Below are 19852 nucleotides of genomic sequence, written 5' to 3' on the forward strand. Positions count from 1 at the left end.
ATGATGCAGCGGATCATCGCCTTCTCGGTTCACAGCCGCTGGCTGGTCGTTTTGCTGGTCGGCCTCGTCGGCGCGTTCGGCGTGTGGGCGCTCGCGCATCTGCCGATCGACGCCGTGCCGGACATCACCAACAACCAGGTCCAGATCAACGCGCGCGCGCCGGCCCTCTCCGCCTTCGAGATGGAGAAGCAGGTCACCTATCCGATCGAGAACGCGCTCGCCGGCATTCCCGGCCTCGAATATACGCGCTCGCTCTCGCGCAACGGCTTCGCGCAGGTGACGGCGGTCTTCGCCGACGGCGTCGACATCTATTTCGCGCGCCAGCAGGTCAATGAGCGAATCGCCCAGGCGCGAGAGGATTTCCCGCCGCAGATCGAATTGCGCATGGGCCCGATCGCGACGGGCCTCTCCGAAATCTACATGTGGACGGTGCGCTATTCCGAACCGCGCAAGATCGCGAAGGAAGGCGAGCCAGGCTGGCGGCGGGACGGAGCCTATCTCACGCCCGAAGGCGCGTTGCTCCGCACGCCTGTCGAGCAGGAGTCCTATCTGCGCACGACGCAGGACTGGATCATCCGGCCGCAACTGCGCACCGTGCCCGGCGTCGCCGGCGTCGACTCGCTCGGCGGCTATGTGCGCCAGTATCACGTGCAGCCGGACCCCGCGAAACTGATGTCGCTCGGACTCTCCTTCGGCGATCTCGCGGCGTCCATCCAGAAAAACAACGTCAGCCGCGGCGCCGGCTATGTCGAGCGCAATGGCGAAGGCCTCGTCGTGAGGAGCGGCGGACGTCTGGAAAATGTCGAGGACATCGGCAATGTCGTCGCGACGACGCGCAATGGCGTTCCCGTCCGCGTCAAGGAGATCGCCAACGTCTCCATCGGCAAGGAGCTGCGCACCGGCAGCGCCAGCATGAATGGCGAGGAGGTCGTGATCGGCACGGCGCTGATGCTGATCGGCGCCAACAGCCGCACGGTCTCCGCCGCCGTCGACGAGAAAATGAAAGGGATCGCGAAGTCGCTCCCGCCGGGCGTCGAGGTGAAGACGATCCTCAATCGCACGCAGCTCGTCGACGCGACGATCAAGACGGTGGCGAAGAATCTCGCCGAAGGCGCGGGCCTGGTGATCCTCGTCCTCTTCGTGATGCTCGGCAATTTCCGCGCGGCGGTGGTGACGGCGACGGTCATTCCGGTGACGATGCTGTTCCTCGCCATCGGCATGTATCTCTTCAAGATCAGCGCCAATCTGATGAGTCTCGGCGCGCTCGATTTCGGCCTCATCGCCGACGGCGCCATTATCGTCGCGGAGAACAGCCTGCGCCGCCTCTCGGAGCGTCAGCACGCGGCGGGGCGCGGGCTCACGACCGACGAGCGGCTCGATACGGTCATCGACGCCGCCGTCGAAATGCGCCGTCCGACGGTCTATGGCCAATCCATCATCATTCTCGTCTATCTCCCGATCCTCAGCTTCTCGGGCGTCGAGGGGAAGATGTTCCACCCGATGGCGATGACGGTCATCATCGCCCTTCTGTCGGAATTCCTCCTTTCGCTCACCTTCTTCCCCGCGATGATCGCGCTCTTCGTCTCGGGCCATGGCGAGGAGGAGGAAAACGCCCTCGTGAAGGGCCTGAAGCGCATTTACGAACCGGTTCTGAGCTGGGCGATGGATGCGCCGGTGAAGGTCATGGGCGTCGGCGTCGCCTCCTTCCTGCTGGCCGCGCTTCTCTATGTCAATCTCGGGCAGGAGTTCATTCCCAAGCTCGACGAAAAGAATCTCGCCATGCAGGCGAATCGCATTCCGAGCGCCTCGCTCACGCAGTCGCAGGCGATGCAGCTCGACCTCGAAAACGCCATTCGCTCTCTGCCGCAGGTCGATTACGTCTTCTCCAAAACGGGTACGGCCGAGGTCGCGACCGATCCCATGCCGCCGAATCTTACCGACACCTTCATCATGCTGAAGCCGGAGGATAAGTGGCCGGACCCGCATCTCTCGAAAGACAAGCTGATCGAGGACATTACCGCGAAAATCGAAGAGCTTCCCGGCAACGCCTATGAATTCTCGCAGCCGATCCAGCTTCGCTTCAACGAGTTGCTCGCGGGCGTGCGCGGCGACATCGCCGTAAAGGTCTTCGGCGAGGATTTCGACGCCATGCTGAAAGCGGCCAATCACATCGCCGCGATCCTGCGGTCGACGCCGGGCGCGACCGACGTGAAGGTGGAGCAGGTGACCGGCCTGCCGGTGCTCGACATCAAGGTGGATAAAGGCGCCATCGCCCGCTACGGCCTCTCGCTCGGCGCCGTGCAGGATACGATCGGGGCCGCGATCGGCGGCGAACCGGCCGGCATGATCTTCGAGGGCGACCGCCGCTTCCCGATCTTCATCCGCTTGCGGGACAATCTGCGCGAGGATGCGAACGCGCTCGAGACCATTCCCGTTTCACTGCCGCCCGACGCGCAGGGTCACGTCTCCACCGTGCAGCTCAAACAGGTCGCGAGCTTCTCGACGGCGGACGGCCAGAACCAGATTTCGCGCGAGAACGGCAAGCGCCGCGTCGTCGTCAGCGCCAATGTGCGCGGCCGCGACATTGCGTCCGTCGTCAACGAGGCGCGCGCCAAGGTGGACGCCAAGGTGCAGATCCCGGCGGGCTACTGGATCGAATGGGGCGGGCAGTTCGAGAATCTCGCCGCGGCGCGCGCGCGGCTGATGATCGTCGTGCCGGTCTGCTTCTTCATGATTTTCCTGCTGCTCTATTCGGCGCTGGGCTCGGCGCGCGACGCGGCGCTCGTCTTCACCGCCGTGCCGCTCGCCCTTGTCGGCGGCGTGCTGGCGCTGTGGCTGCGCGGCATGCCCATGTCGGTCTCCGCGGCGGTGGGCTTCATCGCGCTGTCCGGCGTCGCCGTGCTCAACGGCCTCGTCATGCGCACTTATATCCATCAGCTCATGGTGAGCGGCGCACCCGAGCGGGAGGCGATCTTCCGCGGCGCCATGACGCGACTGCGCCCCGTCGTCATGACCGCGCTCGTCGCGTCGCTCGGCTTCGTGCCCATGGCGCTCGCGACCTCGACGGGCGCCGAGGTGCAACGGCCCATCGCCACGGTCGTGATCGGCGGCCTCATCAGCGCGACGCTGCTCACGCTCATCGTGCTGCCCGCGCTTTACGCCTTCTTCGCCGGGGATGAGACGGCCGTGAACGCCGCGCGCGCAAGGGAGGCCGTGTGAGAAACGCGCGGCGCGCCTTCCATCTCGTCATCTGCCTCGCGGCGTCGCCGGCCGGCGCGGAGACGCTGAACGGCGCCCTGCTGCGCGCCTACAACAATTCTCCCGTCATCAATTCCAGCCGCGCGGGCGTGCGCGCGCTCGATGAGAAAGTGCCCCAGGCGCGCTCCGGGCTGCGCCCCCGCGCGAGCGCCGGCGCCTTTCTGGGCGCGCAGAACAATCGCGCGGTGACCCGGCAGATCGACGAGGACATCGCCGATCCTTCTCTCACCCGCGCCCAGACGAAGAGCATTCAAACCGGCGGCAGCATGCCGCGCTCCGCAAATTTCACGATCGAGCAGCCGGTCTTCGACGGCTTCAGGACCCAGAACGCCACGCGCATGGCCGAGACGACTGTCTTCGCCGGGCGCGAGCGGCTGCGGCTCACGGAGCAGCGCGTCCTGTTTTCCGCCGTCTCCGCCTATATGAACGTGCTGCGCGACACCGCCGCGCTCAAATTGCAGGAAAACAACGTCGCGGTGCTGACCGAGCAGTTGCGCCAGACGCGCGAACGCTACAATTACGGTCAGATCACGCTTACCGACATCGCGCAGGCCGAAGCGCGACTCGCCGCGGGCCAGTCGCTCGTCGGCCAGGCGCGCGCGGCGCTCGAAGCGAGCATCGGCGTCTATCGTCAGACGATCGGCGTCGATCCCAAGAAGCTTGCGCCCGGCGCCGCCGTCGACCGCCTGCTGCCGAAGACGCGCGAAGAGGTCGAGCGCATCGCGCAGAGCGAACATCCGGTGATTCTCGCCGCGCTGCACGACGCCGACGCCGCCGATCTCGACATTAAAGTGCTCGAGTCTGATTTCATGCCGAGATTCTCGATCGTGGGGAACGTCTTCACGCAGACCGACATTTCCGGGATCTACAACCGCAATATCGGCGCCTATGTCGGCGGGCGGCTCAACGTGCCGCTTTATGAAGGCGGCATGACTTCGTCGCAGGTGCGCGAGGCGAAGGAGATCGCCGGCCAGCGCAAGCTCGACGTCGACGTGGCGCGGGCGGACGTCATCGCGCTCGTGCGTGCCAATTGGGGCGCGCTGCTGGCGGCGAAAACACAGATGGCCGCCGCGCAGACGCAGATCGCCGCGGCCGAGCGCGCGCTTTACGGCGTGCGCGAAGAGGCGAAAGCCGGCCAGCGCACGACGCTCGACATTCTCAACGCGCAAGCCGAATTGCTGAACGCGCGCATCGGCCTCGTCTACGCCCAGCGCGAACGCGTCGTCGCCTCCTATGCGGTCCTCGCCGCCATGGGACGCCTCTCGGGCGACACCCTGCATCTGGGCGACGCCGAATATGATCCCGCGATTCATTTCGAACAGGTGAAGGATCTCTGGGGCGGCGTGAACACGCCGGACGCCGGGCGTTGAAGACATTTCCCGCAAAGCGCTTTACTCTGCGCGCCAATCGCCCGGACATTGATCCGGGCGGCGCAACAAAAGAGGAAACGCAATGCGAGGCGCTTATCTGAAAATTTTCGCCCTGGCGGTCGCCGCCGCGCCGCTCGCCGCCGGCCCGGCCGCGGCGATCTGCTGGCTCGGCTGCGGCGATCCGACCGAGGCGCACGCCCGGAAAATCTTCGAAAACCTTCTCCCGCAGCGTTTCGACAAGCCTGGCAAGATCCTCGAATTCAAGCAGACCATGTCCGAGCCGCTCGAGATGCACGCGACCGGCGAGAAGGGCTATGAAATCTTCTTCAACGCCAAAGTGCAGTTTCCGGAAGGCGCCAATCTCGACTGCAAGCCTGACGACGGCGGCAAGTTCAAGGACGGCTGCTCGCCGAGCAAGCATTATGTGACGTCGCCGCGCCAGTCCGATCCCAAGGGCAAGCAATATGTGGCGCCCGGCGAAACGGTGGCTTTCGACGAGGAATATCGCTTCTACGAAGACCCGAACGGCTGGAAGGGTCCGGACGGCAACGTCTATCGGCAGTGAAAAATTATGGGCGCGCATGAACTGCGCGCCCTAAAGATCCGCAAGCCCTCTTTGGAGGCCGACGGACGGCTTTACTTCAGCAGGTCCGAGTTCTGCGGGCAGCCGGCCTTCTCGTTGCAGGCCTGGAAGTTCGCGCGGAGTTCGTCCTTGTTGGCGCCGTAGTTCTGCTTGCGGGAGAGATATTCGTCGTAGCACTTCGACGCGGCGTTGGCCTGCTTGTCTTCGTCAGCCTTGCGGGTGTCGCAGTCGGCGAAAGCCGGGGTCATCATGCCGGCAAACAGGGCCGCCGCCGCAACAAAGGCGAATTTGTTCATCTTAGCGCTTCCTCTTTCTACATTTAGGGTGTTTTGCTTGGCGATGGCGTAGAACCCTCCCGCCGATCCAGTAACGGCCCCTCATATCGCGCAAAGCGGGCGAACACTGGGGGAAGAATTGCGCTGTGTCAATCACGCGTCTTTCATATGACGGTTCTTCCCCGTCGCCCGCCGTCTTCGGGGGATTCCCCGCCCTCGGCCGGCGGGATCTGAATCCATTGGCGGATGGGACTGCGGCGCCCAATTCTTCGCCATGACCGCCTCACGCCCGAAATGTGAGCGTTGCAAAATGAGGGGGCGCGCCCTCAACGGCGTCTGGCGGATGAAGATGCGCGTCTGAAGGCGCGCGAGAAGCGAAAAAAGGGCGCGCCGTCGCGCGCCCTCTCGTCGGGATTGAACCAAGAAAAGTCTCAGAGGCCCTTCGAATTCTGCGGGCAGCCGCACTTCTCGTCGCAGGCCTTCTTGCTGTCCTTGATTTTTGTCATGTCGGCGGTCCAGCCCTGCTGGTCCTTCAGATAGGCGTCTTCACATTTCGAAGCGCAGACGGCCTGCTCGTCCTCGGCATGGGTGTCGCAGCTCGCGAAGGCCGGGGCGGTCAACGCCGCAAAGATCGCGATCGCCGAGAAAAGGGAGAACTTCTTCATCCTCAGGTTTCCTCTATCTTCAATTTTTATTTTGCTTCTTGCGCTGCGCCTCAACTCGAGCCGCCAATACAGGCGGCGCGGGGCTCCCACGCCCGAGCTTCACGAAAATGTCGCAGGAATACTCAGCCGTCAACGAGAGCCGCGCTTTTTGGCCGTTCTTTTACGAGGCAAGTTGTCGCAGGACGTAAGGCAGAATGCCGCCATTCTTGAAGTATTCCAATTCGTCCAGCGTATCGATGCGTAGCAGAAGCGGCGTTGAAACCGTCTTTCCATCCGCAAAAACGATCTCCGCGACGAGCGTCTGGCGCGGCGACAAACCCGCTTCGAGCCCGCGAACGGCGACTGTCTCCTCGCCGGTGAGGCCGAGCGAGGCCCAACTCGTTCCGGCCTCGAATGTGAGCGGTAAAACGCCCATGCCGACGAGATTGGAGCGATGAATGCGCTCGAAGCTCTGCGCGATCACGGCGCGCACGCCGAGCAGCGCCGTCCCCTTCGCGGCCCAGTCGCGCGACGAGCCGTTGCCATATTCCGCCCCGGCGAAGACGACGAGCGGCGCGCCGTCCTTCTGGTGGCGCATCGCGGCGTCGTAGATCGAAAGCGCTTCGCCGCCCGGATAATATTTGGTGAGGCCGCCCTCCGGCACGATCCCGTCGGCGCCCTTCATCATGTGGTTCTTGATGCGGATATTGGCGAAGGCGCCGCGCATCATCACTTCATGATTGCCGCGGCGCGTCCCGTACTGATTGAAATCGGCCTGCGCGACGCCATTGTCCATCAGCCATTTGCCGGCCGGCGAAGCCGCCTTGATGGAGCCCGCAGGCGATATATGGTCGGTGGTGATCTTGTCGCCGAACAGCGCGAGAATGCGCGCGCCGACAATATCCCTGACAGGCTTCGGCTGCCTGGCGAGGCCGACGAAATAAGGCGGGTTGCGCACATAGGTCGATTTGTCGTCCCAGGCGTAGGTCTCGCTCTCCGGCGCCGCCACGGCGCGCCAATGCTGGTCGCCCGCGAAGACATTGGCGTAGGCGGCGCGGAAGAGGTCGCGCGTGACGTTCTGGCGGATGAAACTGTCGATCTCGGCGCTCGTGGGCCAGATGTCGCGCAGATAAACCGGCTTGCCGTCCGAACCCTGGCCAAGCGGCTCCTTCGTGAGGTCGGTCGCCACCGTGCCGGCGAGCGCGAAGGCGACGACGAGCGGCGGCGAGGCGAGGTAATTGGCCTGCACGTCCGGGTTCACGCGGCCTTCGAAATTGCGGTTGCCCGAAAGGACGGAGGCCGCGACGAGATCGTGTTCGTTGACGGTCTTCGAAACCGGCGCCGGCAGCGGGCCGGAATTGCCGATGCAGGTCGTGCAGCCGAAGCCGACGAGATTGAAGCCCAGCTCGTCGAGCGATTTCTGGAGACCGGAATTGACGAGATATCGCCCGACCACCTGGCTTCCGGGCGCGAGCGAGGTTTTCACCCACGGCTTCACTTTCAGCCCCTTGGCGACGGCGTTGCGCGCCAGGAGCCCCGCGCCGATCAGCACGCTCGGATTGGACGTGTTGGTGCAGGAGGTGATGGCGGCGATGACCACGTCGCCATGGCCGAGATTGTAATTCGTCCCCTCGACCTTGTGGCGCGGGCCCAGCCCGCCGTCCTTCTTGTATTCGCCGGCGAGCGCGGTCTCGAAAGCCTTGCCCACCTCTTCGAGCGGCACGCGGCCCTCGGGGCGCTTGGGACCGGCCAGGGACGGCTTCACGTCGGCGAGGTCGAGCGCGAGCGTGTCGGTGAATTCCGGATCGGGCGAGGCGGAGGTTCGCAGCATGCCCTGCGCTTCCGTATAGGCCTCGATCAGCGCGATGCGCTCGGCGGCGCGGCCCGAAGTGTTGAGATAGGCGAGCGTCTCGGCGTCGACCGGGAAGAAGCCGCAGGTCGCGCCATATTCCGGGGCCATGTTCGCGATCGTCGCGCGGTCGGCGAGCGAGAGGTGGTTGAGGCCCTCGCCGTAGAACTCGACGAACTTGCCGACGACGCCTTTTCTGCGCAGCATTTGCGTGACGGTGAGCACCACGTCGGTCGCGGTGACGCCCTCCTTCGGCGCGCCCGTCAGCTTGAAGCCGATCACTTCCGGCGCAAGCATGGAGAGCGGCTGGCCGAGCATGGCGGCCTCCGCCTCGATGCCGCCGACGCCCCAGCCGAGCACCGCAAGGCCGTTGACCATGGTCGTGTGCGAATCGGTGCCGACGAGCGTGTCGGGATAGGCGACCTCGACGCCGTCCTCGGCGCGGGTCCAGATCGTCTGGGCGAGATATTCGAGGTTGACCTGGTGGCAGATGCCGGTGCCGGGCGGCACGACGCGGAAATTGTCGAAGGCCGACTGGCCCCATTTCAGGAAGCGATAGCGCTCGCCATTGCGCCGATATTCGAGCTCGACATTCTGCTCGAAGGCTTTGGGCGTCCCGAATTCGTCGACGATGACCGAATGATCGATGACGAGATCGACCGGCACCAGCGGATTGATCTTCTGCGGATCGCCGCCGAGCGCGACCATGGCGTCGCGCATCGCGGCCAGGTCGACCACCGCCGGGACGCCGGTGAAGTCCTGCATCAGGACGCGGGCCGGACGAAAGGCGATCTCGCGCTCGGTCCTGCCCTTTTCGCCGAGCCATTTCGCGAAGGAGAGGATCGTGTCCCTGGTGACCCAGCGGCCGTCCTCGTTGCGCAACAGGTTTTCGAGCACGACCTTGAGCGAATAGGGGAGCTTGGAGACTCCTTCCAGGCCGTTAGCCTCCGCCGCCTTCAGCGAGAAATAGTCATAGGTCCTGTCGCCCACGACGAGCTTCTGGCGGGACTGGAAACTATCGACTGACGTCATGAGAATATCCTTGCGGGCGTAAAGGCGGGCTTCGCCTTTGTAGAAAATTCCGTGCCACCGGCACAAGCCTACATAGGTCAGCGCCGCCGTTCGCCACGCAGGGGCCGCTCCTCCATTTGCGCCATGAAGGCGAAAGAGAGCGCCATGCAGACGGCGAGCGCGGCGAAGACCAGTCTGAAGCTGCCGACAAGACGCGCGATTTCCTCCGGGGAGAGCTTCGCCTCGGCGAGGTAGTCCGCGCGCCCGCCGCCAAGCGCCAGCGCGCCGAACAGCGCGACGATCAGCGCGGCTCCGAGCTGCCGGAAGAATTGCGTCGTCGCCGTGCCGGTGCCGAGATCGCGCGTATCGACGGCGTTCTGCACCGAGACGGTCGCGACCGGCAGCATCGTGCCGACGCCGAACGTCACGACGGTGAGCAGCGCGTTGAGCGTGACGAAGGAGGCGCTGTCGGCCTTCCAGGCCGCGGCCGCCGCCGCGACGGCGCCGGCGCCGAGCCCCAGAAGCGGGATGATCTTGTAGCGATGGACGACCGCCATCATGCGGCCGGAGACGGTCGCGCCGATGACGGTCGCGACCATCAGCGGGATCAGCACGAGTCCGGAATCATGGGCGCTGAGGCCCATGGCGGTTTCATAGAAGATCGGCATGACGACCGAGAGGCCGACGAAGGAGCCGAGCCCGAAGGAGCTCGAGGCGATGGCGTCCCGCACGATCGCCAGGCTCAGGATCCGCATGGGAATAAGCGGCTCCTCAGCCGAACGGGTCCGCCGGGCGAAGGCCGCCCAGAACATAGCCGAGAGCCCGAGGAGACCGAGAACCGGCGCCGAAACCCAGGGGTAGCGCGCGCCGCCCCAGCCCAGCGCCAGCACCATGGCGCCCGAGGCCGTGACCAGAAATACGGCGCCCGGATAATCGACGCTGTGCGGATGGCGCCGCTCCGGCAGGCGCTTGAGTCGGGCGTTGACGATCACGAGCGCGGCGAGGCCGAGCGGCAGGTTGATCCAGAAGATCAGCGACCAGTGCAAATATTGCGCGAGAAAGCCGCCGAGCGCCGGCCCGGCGACGCTGGACGTGACGAAGACCGCCGCGAAATAGGTCTGGTACCGCCCTCGTTCGCGAGGGCTGACGAGATCGGCGACGACCGTCTGCGAGAGGGCGATCAGCCCGCCCCCGCCCATGCCCTGCAGGAAACGCGCGACCGCGAGCGCCGCGATGCTCGGCGCCAGCGCACAGGCGACGGAGCCCGCGACGAAGGTCGCGACGCCGACGAGGATCACGATGCGGCGGCCGTAAATATCGGCGAATTTGCCGTAAAGCGGCGTCACGACGGTCGCCGCCACGAGATAGGCGGTGACGATCCAGGGCAGGTTTTCGGGCTCGCCGAGATCGGCGCCGATCGTCGGCATGGCGGTGACGACAATGGTCTGATCCAGCGCCGAGAGCAGCATGGCGAGGCCGAGGCCGACCATGACCTGCCGCATCTCGGCGGGAGGCGTTGGCGTGTTGTCCTTCATCTTTTTTCCGCATGTCCCTTGACCGAGCCCCGTCATAGCTTGTTGCGGCGCAGCATGGAATGGCGGTCCGCATCTTTGCCGTCGCTTGCCGCGGGGCTTTAACTCTCCTCGCCGAGCCAAGGATTGAGGACGGGCGCCCGCCTTCGAGGCGGCGGAATTCTTCCGCCGACAGGCTGCTGACAAAGTAGCGGCGACGCCCCTCGCGCTTCGAGATCGCAGCTCGCGTCTCGAAGGACGGGCTTCATTGCAGAGGCGTTGAAATAGCAGGGATTTCAAGTCCAATCACTGCTTTTGAGCCGGGCCAAAAATACAGCCGCCTCCTGCACGCCGGCGAAAAGCGAGTCGTCCAGACGGTCGGGCCTCGCGAGAGCGAGGGCGCGAAGCGTCTCTTCCGACGCGACGACACGCGGGGGGATGCGCCGCCGCCGTGCGATCCGCATCCGCTCGGCCTGCAGCGCCCGCAGCAGCCGCGTCTCGGCGACGGTGAGCGGACGCTCGGGCGCCGGCGCCGGCTCGAAGACCGGCGCCTCCTGCGGGGCGGGCTCCGACCCCGCTTCCTCCACCCCCTCGCCCGTCACATGCGCAAGACGGCTCTCCGCGGCGGCCCGCCAGCCGAGCACGACCGCCTTGGCTCGCCGCGGCCAGGCGAGCGGGCCGCCGCGGCAGTGGTCGCATTCGCCGCAGGGCTCGGCCGCCTCGCCGAATTCCGCGAGCAGCGCCTGCGTCCGGCAGGAGGGGGTCACGCAGAGCCGCGCCATGGCCTTGCGCCGCGCATAGTCGCCGGCGGCGGCTTCGTTTTCTTCCGGAATCTCGGGCGTGCGCCAGCGCAGCGCCAGTTCGCGCGGGTCGAACAAAGCGAGCGCCCGCGCCGGGGCGCCGTCGCGGCCGGCGCGGCCGATTTCCTGATAATAGCCCTCGATGGAGCTCGGCAGGCCGGCATGGATCACGAAGCGCACATCCGGCTTGTCCACCCCCATGCCGAAAGCGATGGTCGCAACCATGACGACCCCTTTCCGCGCAAAAAATGCGTCCTGATGGGCGCTGCGCGCATAGGCGTCGAGGCCCGCATGATAGGGCAGCGCGTCGAGCCCCAGCCGCGCGAGATCGGCGGCCAGCGCGTCCGCCATTCGGCGCGAGTTGCAATAGACGATCCCGCTCTCCCCGGCTTTGCCGATGAAATCGAGGATTTGCCGCAACCCCGCGCGCCTGCGCCGGAAGGAGAGCGAGAGATTGGGCCGCGCGAAAGAGCGGATGAAAACATCCGGCTCCCGCGCAAAAAGACTGCGGCGGACATCGTCGCGCGTGCGCGGCCCGGCCGTGGCGGTGACGGCGAGAACCGGCGCGCCGAGCTTTCGCGCGATCTCGCCCAGACCCCGATAGTCGGGCCGAAACTCGTGGCCCCAATGGGAGACGCAATGGGCCTCGTCCACCGCGAAGAGACTGACGCGGTTTTTGCGCAGCAAATTCTGCGTTCCCTCCGTCGCCAGCCGCTCGGGCGCCGCGTAAAGCAGGCGCGCCCGGCCCGTGGCGACCGCCTCGAAGGCGGCGAGCGCCTCCGCATCGTCCTGCCCCGAATGCAGCGCGACGGCGGACAGCCCCTTATCCTCCAGCGCCCGCAACTGGTCGCGCATCAGGGCGATGAGGGGCGAGGCGACGACGACGAGCCCCGGTCCGGCCGCCGCAGGCAGTTGATAGAGAAGAGACTTGCCAGAGCCCGTCGGCATGACGGCGAGCGCGTCGCGGCCGGCGAGCACCGCCTCGATCACCTCGCGCTGGCCCGGCAGAAAGTCCGGAAAGCCGAAAATGCTGCGCAGCAATTCGCGCGGGTCGCCGCCGCCCCCACGCGGGGAAACTACTCGTTCCACGATTCCATCCAGAGCGCCTGCCGCGCGGTCTGCTCCATCTCGCACCAGGCCTGGATGGGGCCGGCCATGGATCCGTGATATGTCGCCCAGGCCTGGACGCAGCGCGCGTCGCGATAGGCGATCCAGGCGCGCTCGGTCTTGCGCAAATTGTCGGCGCCCTCCTTTTCCATTCGCTCCAGCGCCACGCGATAGGCGGCGTTGAGACGCTCGTCCCAGACGGCGGCCTCCCTCTGCGAACACGCGCTCTGCGCGCCATCCGAAGTCCCTTCCTTCCGCGTGCACGCGACGGCGAGAACGCCGACGCAGCTCGCCGGATCGAGGCGCGCGCCGTCAGCGGCGGCCGCCAGCCGCCCAACGGTGCCAGGCCGTTCGTCCTTCGTCAGGCCCGCCTTTTTGACGTTCTCCTTCACGAGCGTGAGGCAGGCCTCAACCGCCGCGACGTCTTCCCTTCGCGGCTTGTCCGCAGCGACGGCCGGAAATGAAAAAAGCAGGGCTGCAAAGGAAATAACAAAAGCTGAAAGGGTCATCCCCATCTCCGTCAGGCCGCGTCGGCCAGCAGCGCCGCCGCGATTTCCCGCCATTCCTCCTCAAGCGGTCCCTCGCGGGGCGGGCGCCCGGCGCGCGCATACCAGTAGCGGGCGTTCCAGAGATCGCCTTCCTTGCGGTGAAGGTAGGCGTGGACCCAGCAGCTGTCCTTGTCCTGCCGCATGTCGACGCATTTATGCGCGCCAGCCCAGTCGCCTCTGGCGTCGAGCCACAGCGCCCGCAAAGGCATGGGAAGCGGCGGCCGATCGCCCGACCGGATCGATGCAAGGAAGGATTGGAGCGAAAGGGACATGGCGAACTCACTCCTCCGGCGGGACGACTCGCCGGGCGCAGGCGATTGACAGACGGCGGCGCTCCCGGCCAATTGCGCGCAAGATCCGGGAGGCGCGATGATCCCCAGTCCCTGCAACAAGATTTGCACGCTCAACTCCAATAATGTCTGCGTCGGCTGCGGCCGCTCGCGAGAGGAGATCGGCGCTTGGTCGCAGCTTTCCGAGGATGACAAAAAGCGCGTCGCGGAGCGGGCCAAAGCGCGGCTCCTGGCGATCGCCGGCTTGACGCCCGCGAAAGTGAAGGCCTGAAAAGGTTTAAAGGCCGGCCGCCAAAGGGCCGGCCTTGGTGCGCTGGCGCTGCGAAAAGCGAAAACCGGTTTTTCGCCTGAAGCGCGCGCTAAACCTTTAGAATCGCGTTGCCTGCGATTCCGCCTAAACGCGGCGCGATCTAAAGCCTTTCCAGGGTCGATTCGGCGCTCGAAACCGTCGTGACGCTCGAATTCTCCTCAATATTGATCCACTCCACCACGCCGTCATTCACGACCGCCGAATAACGCTTGCCGCGCACGCCGAGTCCGAAATCGCTGAGGTCGAGCTCGACTCCCATCGCCTTGGCTAGAACCGCCGAGCCGTCGGCGAGGCCGTCGATCTTCCCCGCCGCGCCGCGATCCCTGAGCCAGGCGTCCAGCGTGAAGACGTCGTTGACCGCCGTCACCGCCACGGCGTCGACGCCCTTGGCTCTCAGCGCGTCATATTTCTCGACGAAGCCCGGCAGGTGCTTGGCGTGGCAGGTCGGCGTGAAGGCGCCCGGCACGGAAAAAAGCGCGACCTTGCGGCCCTTGAAATAGTCCGAGGTCTTGACCGGCTCGGGGCCGTTCTTACCCATGGCGGTGACGGTGACGTCCGGAATTCTGTCGCCTGCTTTAATGGTCATGCCCTGTCTCGCTTGTGTATGCGGGTGAAGCCCTCCTTAATTAGCGCGTTTTCGTCGCATGTCTTCCGCAAAGGCGCTGCTTCCAGGCGCGCCGTCCTCTGAAGGCGGTTTCATCGCGTCAAAGAACGGCGCTTGTGGGTTCGCGCGATGCGGTGCAACAATCTGCGCCGTCGCCGCGACTCCGAGCGGAGCGCGCGCTTCTTGGGAGGTTTGAAAAATGGCCAATTCCGAAGGACCTGAAGGACAGCCCCCGTCCGCCTGGGTCTGGAGCCAATATCGCGGCGAGCTGCCGGCCGATCCGCCCGCGGCCGAGACGCCGGTCGAAGCGCCGTCGCCCGCGGCCGCGCCCGCCGGGAGGGCGAATTCCGGCATGATCGGGCTGGGTCTTGCCGCCGCCGTGATCGTGATTGCGGGCCTGACCTGGCTCTTCACGACGAAGCCGGCCTCGGAACCGGCCGCTCCGGAGCCTCTGCCCGCCACGACGCAAGAGCCCGCCCCCGCGCAAAAGAGCGAAGCCGAGCCGGCTCCCGCGCCGGAGCCCGCCGCCGCCACGGCGCCTGCTCCCGCGAGCGACCAGCAAGCGTCGAAGCCCGCCGAGCCGGCTCCCGCGCCCGCGCATGGCGCGAAGAGGAAAAAGCACAAATAAAAGCCGTTAAGAGGGAGAGTGCGGACGCTCTCCCTCGCGCGCCTTGCGAATCGGCGCGCCTTTGGAGCGCGGCTCGCGAAAAATGGGAGCCGTTTTCGCCTGCTCTAAACCTTCGGAATCTCGCGCTGCCTGCGGTTAGGCGATTCCGCTGGAACGCAGCCCATCTAGCGTGCGCCCTTCTGTTTCATCGCCGCGAGCAGCGCCTCGCCGAGGCCGCCGGGCGTATTGCCGGCCGGCTTCCCGCCGTGCGGGGCGCCGAATTGTTGCGGACCGCGCGGCCGGTTCTGATCGCGACCCTGATGGCCGCCCTGCCCGCCTTTGGCCTGCTGGCCCGGAACGTCGTCGAGACGCATGGTGAGCGAGATGCGCTTGCGCGGCGCGTCGACCTCCATGACCTTCACTTTGACGATGTCGCCCGGCTTCACGACGCTGCGCGGATCCTTGACGAATTCCCTCGACAGGGCGGAGATGTGCACCAGCCCGTCCTGATGCACGCCGACATCGACGAAGGCGCCGAAGGCCGCGACATTGGTGACGACGCCTTCCAGCACCATTCCGGGCCTGAGGTCGTTCAGCGTCTCGACGCCCTCCTGGAAGGTCGCCGTCTTGAAGGCCGGGCGCGGATCGCGGCCAGGCTTCTCCAGTTCGGCCAGCACATCGGTGACGGTCGGCAAGCCGAAAGTCTCGTCGGCGAATTGCGCGGGCTTCAGCTTGCGCAACTCGTTCGTATTGCCGATGAGCGACCTGATGTCGGTCTTCGCCGCGCCGAGGATGCGGCGCACCAGCGGATAGGCTTCCGGATGCACGCCCGAGCGGTCGAGCGGATCGTCGCCGTCGATGATGCGCAGAAAGCCCGCGCTCTGCTCGAAGGCCTTCGGCCCCAGGCGCGGCACTTCCTTCAGTTGCGCGCGCGTTTTGAAGCGGCCATTCGCGTCTCTGTGCGCGACAATGTTCGCCGCCAGCGTTTCGCCGAGGCCCGAGACGCGCGCGAGGAGCGGCGCCGAGGCCGTGTTCACATCGACGCCGACGGCGTTCACGCAATCCTCCACCACGGCGTCGAGCGCGCGCGACAGCTTCATCTCGGAAACGTCGTGCTGATACTGGCCGACGCCGATCGATTTCGGCGTGACCTTGACGAGCTCCGCCAGCGGGTCTTGCAGACGGCGCGCAATCGAGGCGGCGCCGCGCAGCGACACGTCGAGGTCGGGCAATTCCTTGGACGCGTATTCGGACGCCGAATAGACGGAAGCGCCAGCTTCCGACACGACGATCTTGGTGAGCTTCAGCTCGGGATGCTTTGACATCAGCTCGCCCGCGAGCTTATCCGTCTCGCGCGAGGCCGTGCCGTTGCCGATGGCGATCAGCTCGATCCTGTGCTGACGCGCGAGGCTCGCCAGAGTCGCGATGGATTCGTCCCAGCGGCGTTGCGGCTCATGCGGATAGATGGCCGTCGTCGCGACGATCTTGCCCGTGGCGTCGATCACCGCGACCTTGACGCCGGTGCGAAACCCCGGGTCGAGACCGATGGTCGCGCGCGCGCCGGCCGGCGCGGCGAGCAGAAGATCGCGCAGATTTTCGGCGAAGACGCGAATCGCTTCTTCCTCGGCGAATTTCCAGAGGCGCGAACGCGCGTCGACCGAAAGATGCAATTCGATCTTGGTGCGCCAGGCCCAGCGCGCCGTGTCGAGCAGCCATTTGTCGCCCGGCCGGCCGCGATTCTCGATATTATAGCGGCGCGCGATGCGAGCCTCGTAACCCCCTGAGCCCGGCTCGGCCTCCGGCGCCATTTCGAGCTCCAGCATCTCCTCCTTCTCGCCGCGGAACAGCGCGAGAATGCGATGGGAGGGGAGCTTGGCGATCGGCTGCGAGAATTCGAAATAATCGGAATATTTGACCGCCGCCGCTTCCTTGCCCTCGCGCGGCTTCGATTTCAGCACGGCCTGCCGCCAATGCTCCTCGCGCAGCGCGCCGATGAGGTCGGCGTCTTCCGCGAATCGCTCGACGAGAATGGCGCGCGCGCCATCGAGCGCGGCTTCCGCCGTCGCGACATTCTTCTCCGCGTCGACATAGCCCTCCGCTTGAACCTTCGGGTCTTTTTCAGGCGACGACAACAGCGACTCGGCCAGCGGCGCCAGGCCCGCTTCGATCGCGATCTGCGCCTTGGTGCGGCGCTTGGGCTTGAAGGGGAGATAAATGTCTTCGAGGCGCGCCTTGTTGTCGGCCTCCATGATGACGCGCCTCAGCGCGTCGTCGAGCTTGCCCTGGCTCTCGATCGATTCGAGAATCGCCTTGCGGCGCTCCTCCAGCTCGCGCAGATAGCGCAGCCGTTCTTCAAGCTTGCGCAATTGAACGTCGTCGAGCTGGCCCGTGGCCTCCTTGCGGTAGCGCGCGATGAAGGGAACCGTGGAGCCGCCGTCGAGAAGCCCGATCGCGGCCTCCACCTGCCACGGTTTCGCCGCAAGTTCCTCGCTCAGCCGCTCGACAATCGACGCCATATGCTCGCCTCTCCACCGAAGGGAAGCGAGGCTTTTAGCGAAGGGCGGCGCCGGAAGTCAAAGACCTTGCCCGCGCGGCGCCGCGTCACGCACAGATCATTCCATAGGGTCCGCCCCATGGCTATTTCATCCCTTCTTCCAGAAGAGGATGATCCGGCCAGCATTTGCGGTCTTCCAGCGTCAGCGGCGCCGTCCCTTCGGTCGACATGAGCCAGGATGGAACTTTGTCCGCCCGCGCCCAGTAATTCGTCGGGAGCGCGGATGGACCGATCTTTCTCCAGCTTGTCAGCATGTTGCAGTCGCTGATTTTGTAGCCGCCGGCCTGCAGCGCCTGTTTAAGCTCGATCATCGGCGTGGCGAAAGAGAGAATGACGATCACGGCGATCGCCGTGGCGAAGCGTCCGTTGTCGCGCGGCGTCAATACTGCGACGCGCGAAAAAACGAAGGCCAGGATGAAGAGCGGCGGAATTGACGCGCGCATCGCGAAATCATTGGCGCCGCCAATGCTGTATGCCGGAATGACCGCCAGCATCGCGATCGCGAGCAGCGCGAGGCGGCGGTCGGACGGCTCGACCATGCGCCATCCCAGCGCGACGATCGCCGCCTGGGGAATCTCGATGGCGAGGAACGGCAGGTAGAGGGGAAGGAAGCCCTTGACGCCGAGCAGAACCCGATGCGGCACGGCCGCTGCGTCCAGCGTGAGATAAAGGGCGATGGGGAGGAAGCACAGGCCTGCCGCGACGGCGATCAAATTTCGCGTCTCGAAAATCCGGCGGGGAAAAAGCTCCAGCGCAAACATGGCGAGAAAGACGGCCGCGCCCATCATGGCGAGCGGCGACCACAGCAGCAGCGCCGCAAAGGAGGCGGCAAGGACGGCGAAATCGATTTCGCGCCGCACATATAGCAACGCCAGAACCGCAAACCACCAGCCGGGCGCCATATGGTTCGGCACCCAGAATAATTGCGTCAGGTGACTGGAATATTGGAGGGGAACGCCGGAGAAATGGCCGATCCACCATTCAAGATGCGTGATCGGGAAAAGATCGTCGCCCCGGAATAGGGAAACCAGCTCCGCCGCGAGCGTCGGAACGACGTCCATGCCGCTGAAGGCGAAGAACAGCAGCAACATCGGCAGTTTTCGCACATTGGCGACCTGCGTGACGAAATAGCCGATCGTGGAAACGACCAGCGTATTCTGCGCCAGAAGGCTGAAATGCGCGCCATGGAGGCCCAAGACGCGGCCGATCATCGCGGGAATCATATACATGCCGAGCGGCGCGCGCAGCATATAGTCTTGATCCTCGTGACGGTAGATCACCGTCAGGCCGTTATTGACGAGATCGGCCAGCACCGCGTCGCGCGTCAGCCAGTCGGAGGTCGAATAAAAGAAATGCCCTTCGCCGCCGAGCAGGCAAAGGAGCAAGCCGAGCGCCAGGCTGCCCGCGTAAGCAGGAGCGTCGAGGGGCGCGCGCAGCAGCGCGCCCGAACGCGGCGCGCGCCAGAGCAGCGCCACAAGAATCGCGCAGCCGGAGAGCGCGACCGCGGCGGGGAGCGGACGCAGCGCGAAAGCGAAAATCGCGTTCGGCAGGACGAGAATAAGCGCCGTCGCGAAGAAGAGATGGAAGTTCGAGACCACCGCCCCTACAGAGGCGAACGGCCCCGCGCGCTCGTTTTCATTTTCCCGCGGCGCGACAAGAGACGCCGTCCGCGAAGAGGACAATAAATCCCGGATCATCTCGATTCTCCCGCCGCGCCGATTCATTCAGGCGAAAAGGTCCTCGCAAAGGACGTAAGACATCCATGGCGTCAGCGGACTGCGGCGGACGCGGCAGCGATTCAAGCCGAAGACCTCCGCAAGGGCCGTCGTCTCGCCGGGATATTCGGGACAGTTCAACTGATCGAAGACGAGGACGCTGCTGCGGGCCATATGCGGCCGTAGCGCTTCGAGCGCGGCTTTTGTCGGCGCGTAGATGTCGAAATCGAAATAGGCGAGCGCGAGGATCGTCTCGGGATGATCTTTCAGATAAGAAGCGAGCGTCGCGCTTGCGTCACCCTTGACGATCTCATGCTTCGAAATATGCGAAACCGGCGCCTCGGATTCGTGATAAGCCAGCACGGCCTCAAGATGTTCTTCATAGCCTTTTCCGGCGCTGTAGCGCCCGTCCTGCGCCAGTTCGTGGCCGCCGTCTTTCTCCGACACGCCGGCGAGGCCCGCGAATGTGTCGAAGACGACCAGCTTGCGGGTGAAATTGAAAGGCTCGAAAACGCCGCGCAGATTAGAGAGCAAGGCTGCGGTGCGGCCATAGCAGGTGCCGAATTCCATCAGCACCCCATTGGCGTCGACCACATGGCTCCTGTAAATATCGCTCAGCGCCAGCAGGCGCGAAAGCTCCTGGCGGCCGAGATAGAGCGTCAACTGCGCATAGAGAAGCTCATGAACGGGAATGGGCGAATTCTCGTAAAGCCCAATGAATTTTCGGCGGGCGTCTTTCTCTGAGGAGGAAGAACGATACGAGAAATCCGTAACCTGGTTCGCCAGCGTCATCGCGCCAATCCTTTCACAGCCGCG

The 19852-nt window shown here is 65.3% G+C and carries 16 protein-coding genes; 5 read left to right on the forward strand and 11 right to left on the reverse strand.

Translation table 11 applies throughout. The annotated features are described in order from the left end of the window. The 3 genes from ACNHKD_RS01070 to ACNHKD_RS01080 all read left to right on the forward strand — a co-directional run bounded on the left by ACNHKD_RS01070 (position 1) and on the right by ACNHKD_RS01080 (position 5193). Positions 1-3219 (forward strand): efflux RND transporter permease subunit, encoded by a 3219-nt coding sequence (locus ACNHKD_RS01070; RefSeq protein ID WP_442755285.1) that lies wholly within the window; start codon positions 1-3, stop codon positions 3217-3219. After that, positions 3216-4628, forward strand: a complete 1413-nt coding sequence (locus ACNHKD_RS01075; protein ID WP_442755286.1) for a TolC family outer membrane protein — start codon at positions 3216-3218, stop codon at positions 4626-4628. Before ACNHKD_RS01070 ends, ACNHKD_RS01075 begins: the two co-directional genes overlap by 4 nt. 82 nt (positions 4629-4710) lie before the next feature. Then, a complete protein-coding gene (locus ACNHKD_RS01080; protein WP_442755287.1) occupies positions 4711-5193 on the forward strand; it encodes a hypothetical protein in 483 nt (160 codons plus the stop codon). Between the two features lie 71 nt (positions 5194-5264). On the opposite strand, the gene ACNHKD_RS01085 is transcribed toward ACNHKD_RS01080, so the two are convergent. From ACNHKD_RS01085 to ACNHKD_RS01115, 7 genes are all read right to left on the reverse strand, one after another. After that, positions 5265-5507 carry a hypothetical protein gene (locus tag ACNHKD_RS01085; protein WP_442755288.1) on the reverse strand — a complete coding sequence of 81 codons (243 nt, stop codon included), beginning with the start codon at positions 5505-5507 and terminating at the stop codon, positions 5265-5267. A 410-nt stretch (positions 5508-5917) separates the two neighbouring features. Then, positions 5918-6151, reverse strand: a complete 234-nt coding sequence (locus ACNHKD_RS01090) for a hypothetical protein (RefSeq protein WP_442755289.1) — start codon at positions 6149-6151, stop codon at positions 5918-5920. A 160-nt stretch (positions 6152-6311) separates the two neighbouring features. Then, complete coding sequence (gene acnA, locus ACNHKD_RS01095) at positions 6312-9011, reverse strand: aconitate hydratase AcnA (RefSeq protein ID WP_442755290.1); 2700 nt, start codon at positions 9009-9011, stop codon at positions 6312-6314. Positions 9012-9088: 77 nt separating this feature from the next. Then, entirely contained in the window at positions 9089-10525 is a 1437-nt protein-coding gene (locus ACNHKD_RS01100) for an MDR family MFS transporter (RefSeq protein ID WP_442755291.1), read from the reverse strand. 272 nt (positions 10526-10797) lie between these two features. After that, entirely contained in the window at positions 10798-12390 is a 1593-nt protein-coding gene (locus tag ACNHKD_RS01105; RefSeq protein ID WP_442755292.1) for a RecQ family ATP-dependent DNA helicase, read from the reverse strand. Beyond that, complete coding sequence (locus ACNHKD_RS01110; RefSeq protein WP_442755293.1) at positions 12378-12917, reverse strand: lysozyme inhibitor LprI family protein; 540 nt, start codon at positions 12915-12917, stop codon at positions 12378-12380. The genes ACNHKD_RS01105 and ACNHKD_RS01110 overlap by 13 nt, the downstream gene beginning before the upstream one ends. Positions 12918-12928: 11 nt before the next feature. Further along, positions 12929-13228, reverse strand: a complete 300-nt coding sequence (locus tag ACNHKD_RS01115; RefSeq protein WP_442755294.1) for a hypothetical protein — start codon at positions 13226-13228, stop codon at positions 12929-12931. Positions 13229-13325: 97 nt separating this feature from the next. Between ACNHKD_RS01115 and ACNHKD_RS01120 the strand changes: the two genes are divergently transcribed. Then, positions 13326-13517, forward strand: a complete 192-nt coding sequence (locus ACNHKD_RS01120) for a DUF1289 domain-containing protein (protein WP_442755295.1) — start codon at positions 13326-13328, stop codon at positions 13515-13517. A gap of 139 nt (positions 13518-13656) precedes the next feature. Here the strand turns inward: ACNHKD_RS01120 and ACNHKD_RS01125 are convergent, their stop codons facing one another. Continuing rightward, positions 13657-14142, reverse strand: a complete 486-nt coding sequence (locus ACNHKD_RS01125) for a peroxiredoxin (protein WP_442755296.1) — start codon at positions 14140-14142, stop codon at positions 13657-13659. Between the two features lie 217 nt (positions 14143-14359). Here ACNHKD_RS01125 and ACNHKD_RS01130 point away from each other — a divergent pair, with 217 nt between their 5' ends. Continuing rightward, positions 14360-14788 (forward strand): hypothetical protein, encoded by a 429-nt coding sequence (locus tag ACNHKD_RS01130; RefSeq protein ID WP_442755297.1) that lies wholly within the window; start codon positions 14360-14362, stop codon positions 14786-14788. Positions 14789-14952: 164 nt separating this feature from the next. On the opposite strand, the gene ACNHKD_RS01135 is transcribed toward ACNHKD_RS01130, so the two are convergent. The 3 genes from ACNHKD_RS01135 to ACNHKD_RS01145 all read right to left on the reverse strand — a co-directional run bounded on the left by ACNHKD_RS01135 (position 14953) and on the right by ACNHKD_RS01145 (position 19828). Continuing rightward, complete coding sequence (locus ACNHKD_RS01135) at positions 14953-17283, reverse strand: Tex family protein (RefSeq protein WP_442755298.1); 2331 nt, start codon at positions 17281-17283, stop codon at positions 14953-14955. 121 nt (positions 17284-17404) lie between these two features. Further along, positions 17405-19018 (reverse strand): hypothetical protein, encoded by a 1614-nt coding sequence (locus tag ACNHKD_RS01140; protein ID WP_442755299.1) that lies wholly within the window; start codon positions 19016-19018, stop codon positions 17405-17407. A gap of 27 nt (positions 19019-19045) precedes the next feature. Continuing rightward, positions 19046-19828, reverse strand: a complete 783-nt coding sequence (locus ACNHKD_RS01145; protein WP_442755300.1) for a hypothetical protein — start codon at positions 19826-19828, stop codon at positions 19046-19048. Positions 19829-19852: the final 24 nt, after the last annotated feature.

The organism is Methylocystis sp. JAN1 (assembly GCF_052186135.1).
Lineage (GTDB): Bacteria > Pseudomonadota > Alphaproteobacteria > Rhizobiales > Beijerinckiaceae > Methylocystis.

Coding starts and splice junctions, on each gene's coding strand:
- ACNHKD_RS01140 (WP_442755299.1), bottom strand. CDS start 19,018: ATGATCCGGGATTTATTGTCCTCTTCGCGGACGGCGTCTCTTGTCGCG.
- ACNHKD_RS01135 (WP_442755298.1), bottom strand. CDS start 17,283: ATGGCGTCGATTGTCGAGCGGCTGAGCGAGGAACTTGCGGCGAAACCG.
- ACNHKD_RS01080 (WP_442755287.1), top strand. CDS start 4,711: ATGCGAGGCGCTTATCTGAAAATTTTCGCCCTGGCGGTCGCCGCCGCG.
- ACNHKD_RS01090 (WP_442755289.1), bottom strand. CDS start 6,151: ATGAAGAAGTTCTCCCTTTTCTCGGCGATCGCGATCTTTGCGGCGTTG.
- ACNHKD_RS01070 (WP_442755285.1), top strand. CDS start 1: ATGATGCAGCGGATCATCGCCTTCTCGGTTCACAGCCGCTGGCTGGTC.
- ACNHKD_RS01145 (WP_442755300.1), bottom strand. CDS start 19,828: ATGACGCTGGCGAACCAGGTTACGGATTTCTCGTATCGTTCTTCCTCC.
- ACNHKD_RS01110 (WP_442755293.1), bottom strand. CDS start 12,917: ATGACCCTTTCAGCTTTTGTTATTTCCTTTGCAGCCCTGCTTTTTTCA.
- ACNHKD_RS01130 (WP_442755297.1), top strand. CDS start 14,360: ATGGCCAATTCCGAAGGACCTGAAGGACAGCCCCCGTCCGCCTGGGTC.
- ACNHKD_RS01125 (WP_442755296.1), bottom strand. CDS start 14,142: ATGACCATTAAAGCAGGCGACAGAATTCCGGACGTCACCGTCACCGCC.
- ACNHKD_RS01115 (WP_442755294.1), bottom strand. CDS start 13,228: ATGTCCCTTTCGCTCCAATCCTTCCTTGCATCGATCCGGTCGGGCGAT.
- acnA (WP_442755290.1), bottom strand. CDS start 9,011: ATGACGTCAGTCGATAGTTTCCAGTCCCGCCAGAAGCTCGTCGTGGGC.
- ACNHKD_RS01120 (WP_442755295.1), top strand. CDS start 13,326: ATGATCCCCAGTCCCTGCAACAAGATTTGCACGCTCAACTCCAATAAT.
- ACNHKD_RS01085 (WP_442755288.1), bottom strand. CDS start 5,507: ATGAACAAATTCGCCTTTGTTGCGGCGGCGGCCCTGTTTGCCGGCATG.
- ACNHKD_RS01100 (WP_442755291.1), bottom strand. CDS start 10,525: ATGAAGGACAACACGCCAACGCCTCCCGCCGAGATGCGGCAGGTCATG.